The organism is Micromonospora sp. NPDC049089 (assembly GCF_040648775.1).
Classification (GTDB): Bacteria; Actinomycetota; Actinomycetes; order Mycobacteriales; family Micromonosporaceae; genus Micromonospora.
Map to the genome: position 1 here is coordinate 1 of NZ_JBEZEH010000364.1, position 3,013 is coordinate 3,013.

Here is a 3,013-nt window from a genome sequence, read left to right on the forward strand (position 1 = left end):
GCGGCGCCCCGGCGCGTTCGAGGTGTGGCAGGCTCGACGCCATGCGGCTGGAGAACGTCTGGTTGCGGTACCACCGGCGAGGGCCGTGGGTGCTGCAAGGCATCGACGTGCGGATCGGTCCCGGCGAGGTGGCGATCGTGCTGGGTCGCAACGGGGTGGGCAAGTCGACACTGCTCCAGGTGGCCGCGGGGGTCCTCCGCCCCGGCCGTGGCCAGGTCACCGGCCGGCCGGCACGGGTGGGCTGGGTGCCGGAGCGTTTCCCAGCGGACCAACCGTTCACGGTGACCCGCTATCTGACCGGGATGGCCCGGGTGGCAGGGCTGGGCAGGGGTGCGGCCGACGACGCGGTGACCTCCTGGACGGACCGGCTCGGGCTGTCCGCCTTCCGCTCGGTCCGGTTGCCGGAGCTGTCCAAGGGCACCGCGCAGAAGGTCGGCCTCGCCCAGGCGCTGCTGCGCCCACCGGGCCTGCTGGTGCTCGACGAGCCGTGGGAGGGGCTGGACGCCGCCACCCGTGAGTTGGTGCCCGAGCTGATCGCCGAGGTGCTCGCCGCCGACGGATCCGTCCTGGTCAGTGACCATCGCGGCGAGACGGTCCGGCTCCCGGCCGCGCGCCGCTGGCTGGTGGCCGACGGCTCGCTGTCCGAGGAGACGTCGTCGACGGACGAGACGATCGCCGTGGTCGAGGTCGCGGTGCCGGCCGCGCGGGTCGCCGGCACCGTCGCCCGGTTGCGCGCCGAGGGCCATCAGGTGCTGCGGGTACGCTCCGACGCCTCCACCGCCGCGTCCCAGGCCCTACCCGTCGAGCCGCTCCGGTCGGCCGGTGCCGCCCGACCCGCCGAGCCGTCGCTCGGGATGGCCGGGGAGTTGACAGCGGGCCGGCCGGACACCGCCGACGCGGCTGTCGAGTCGGCAGCGGGGGAGACCCGGTGAGCGCCCTGGTCCGGATGCGGTTGGCCGGTCTCCTGCGAACCGGCCGGGCGTTGGCGCCGTTGCTTGCCGGCCTGATCACGCTCGGCACCCTCTACGGCGGTGGCCGCGCCCAGCCGGCGGAGGCGTACGGGGTTTCCGCGGTGGTGCTCTTTCCGGTGCTCGCCTGGCAGACCAAGATCCTTTTGGATGTCGAGCCGGACGTGCAGCGTCGGCTGGCGCAGGTGACTGTCGGGGTGGCCCGGGAGCGGTTGTCCGGGCTGCTCGCCGCGGCGGTGGCGGCGCTGGTGACGGTGGCCGTCGCGCTGCTCTTTCCGTGGCTGGTCGGCGGGGTGTCCGGCCCGGTCGACCCGGGGGACCGGTCGATTCCGGTCGGGCTCGCGCTGGGATTGTGGGCGCACGTGCTGGTCGTACCCGCTGCGGTTGCTCTTGGGGCGCTGGCCAGCAGGGCGTCGGTGGGCGGCGCGGGGTACGGCGTCGCGGTGTTGGCCCTCGGCGGGGTCGGCGCCGTGGTGTTCGGTCTTAGCGGCTCGGTGGCGCCCTGGCTGGCACCGCCGATCATGGCGGCCGCTCGCACCACCGGCGGCGAGGCCGCCGCGCTGACAGTGCTGGGCTTGAGCGGGTGGGCGCTGGCCTGGAGCGCCGCTGTCGTCGGCGGTTACCTGTGGCGTCGGCGGGCACAGGGCTGACGCGGCCGGTGACCCAGCTCACCAGGGGGGATTTGGCGCTGGTGAGCTGGGCGCGTACTGTTCACACAGTCATCCGTGTTCTCATGGATGAGGAACCACCCAGAGACCGCTGGTCATCGTGCTTCGGCACGGTCGAAGGTCCCGCGACAACGGGCGACCCGCGTAGGGCGGCAAGCGTAACTCGGCAGTGAGCATGGTCCGCCGACCATGACGATCCGCCGGCCCTCGCCCCGTGCGCCCTGCGCCGGGGCTTTTTCGTTGTCGCGCTGCCTCCGCCCCCGTTCCGGCTTCGGCCGAGACGGGGACCAGCCTCGAGTAACGAGAGAGGAGGGACATGGCGGACAAGCCGATCCGGGCCGACAAGGCCACGGCCGTCGCTGAGCTGACCGAGAGCTTCCGCAGCTCGGGCGCCACCGTGCTGACCGAGTACCGCGGTCTGACGGTTTCCCAGCTCACCCAGCTTCGGCGCTCGCTCGGCGCCGACACCAGCTACACGGTCGCGAAGAACACGCTGGCCAAGCGTGCTGCGACGGACGCGGGCATCACCGGCCTCGACGAGCTGTTCACCGGTCCTACCGCGCTGACTTTCGTTTCGGGCGACGTCGTCGAGGCGGCGAAGGGGCTTCGCGACTTCGCGAAGGCCAACCCGAAGCTCGTCATCAAGGGCGGTGTCTTCGAGGGCAAGGCCATCACCGCGGCCGAGGTCACGAAGCTTGCCGACCTGGAGTCCCGCGAGGTGCTGCTGGCCAAGCTGGCCGGCGCGATGAAGGGCAACCTGAGCAAGGCCGCGGCCCTGTTCCAGGCCCCGCTGTCGAAGACCGCCCGTCTGGCGGCTGCACTGCAGGACAAGCGCGAGAAGGAGGGCGCCGAGGCGGCCTGAGGCCCCCACGGCGCACCAGTTCTTTACTTAACAGAATCAGGAAAGGACGCCAGATATGGCGAAGCTCAGCACCGACGAGCTGCTCGACGCGTTCAAGGAGATGACGCTGATCGAGCTCTCTGAGTTCGTGAAGCAGTTCGAGACGACCTTCGAGGTCACCGCTGCCGCCCCGGTCGCGATCGCGGGCCCGGGTGGCGGTGGCGGCGGCGCTGCTGCCGAGGCCGAGCCGGAGCAGGACGAGTTCGACGTCATCCTCGAGGCTGACGGCGGCAAGAAGATCCAGGTCATCAAGGTCGTGCGTGAGCTGACCGGCCTGGGCCTCAAGGAGGCCAAGGACGCGGTCGAGTCCGCGCCGAAGGCCATCCTGGAGAAGGTCAACAAGGAGACCGCCGACAAGGCGAAGGCCAAGCTCGAGGGTGAGGGCGCCAAGGTCACCCTCAAGTGACCTGACGCTCCACCAACGCGTACCCGGCTCGTGAGCTGGGACACCATCGCGTCGCGGCGGGCGGCGATCC

General features: G+C 71.6%; 4 protein-coding genes. All 4 read left to right on the forward strand.

Annotated features, from left to right (window positions below):
• A partial coding sequence (locus AB0B48_RS32685; protein WP_357208422.1) for an ATP-binding cassette domain-containing protein occupies window positions 1-932 on the forward strand: 932 nt, incomplete at its 5' end.
• On the forward strand, window positions 929-1,618 hold the full coding sequence (locus tag AB0B48_RS32690) for a hypothetical protein (RefSeq protein ID WP_357208425.1): 690 nt from the start codon (window positions 929-931) through the stop codon (window positions 1,616-1,618). The genes AB0B48_RS32685 and AB0B48_RS32690, both read left to right, overlap by 4 nt.
• A 334-nt stretch (window positions 1,619-1,952) precedes the next feature.
• Complete coding sequence (rplJ, locus tag AB0B48_RS32695; protein WP_112584808.1) at window positions 1,953-2,498, forward strand: 50S ribosomal protein L10; 546 nt, start codon at window positions 1,953-1,955, stop codon at window positions 2,496-2,498.
• 55 nt (window positions 2,499-2,553) lie between these two features.
• Window positions 2,554-2,943, forward strand: a complete 390-nt coding sequence (gene rplL, locus AB0B48_RS32700; protein WP_357208428.1) for a 50S ribosomal protein L7/L12 — start codon at window positions 2,554-2,556, stop codon at window positions 2,941-2,943.
• The last annotated feature ends 70 nt before the right edge of the window (window positions 2,944-3,013 follow it).